Below are 419 nucleotides of genomic sequence, written 5' to 3'. Positions count from 1 at the left end.
GCGACCCCGATCGTCCCGTCCACCAACGCCTCCCGCAACGCGGGCCACCGCGCCGGCAACCACGCCCCCGACGACAACCCCACCTCCCGCCGCACCGCCTTCGCGGCCCTCACCACCCGCCCCGCCCCCGCAGCATCCGTGCGCAACACCCGCTGCAACAACTCGTTCACCGTGCGGCACCCGAACCGCCCGCAGAACGCCGGCTCCCCCGACCCCGCCGGCCGTTCATCGACCGACGCGACCGTCTCCACGACCACCGCCCCCCCCCGCCGCTGCACCTCACCCGCGACCCGCAACAACTCCATCTTCTCGTCGTCACCGAGCCCCGCGATCACGTCGGAACGCAGCACCGCATCCAGGTCAGCGACGACCTGGCCGAGCAGTTCCGCGGGGTTGTTCATACCCCCAGTCAACCCGGG

General features: G+C 72.8%; 1 protein-coding gene. It reads right to left on the bottom strand.

Annotated features, from left to right (window positions below; genetic code table 11):
* The coding region (locus tag OC372_RS19320; RefSeq protein WP_262003904.1) for a hypothetical protein at positions 1 to 401 on the bottom strand (401 nt) is incomplete at its 3' end.
* Positions 402 to 419: the final 18 nt, after the last annotated feature.

Origin of the sequence: Microbacterium sp. Mcb102, from assembly GCF_024519805.1 — a bacterium.
Classification (GTDB): Bacteria; Actinomycetota; Actinomycetes; order Actinomycetales; family Microbacteriaceae; genus Microbacterium.
This window is presented reverse-complemented; position numbering and strand designations above follow the sequence as displayed.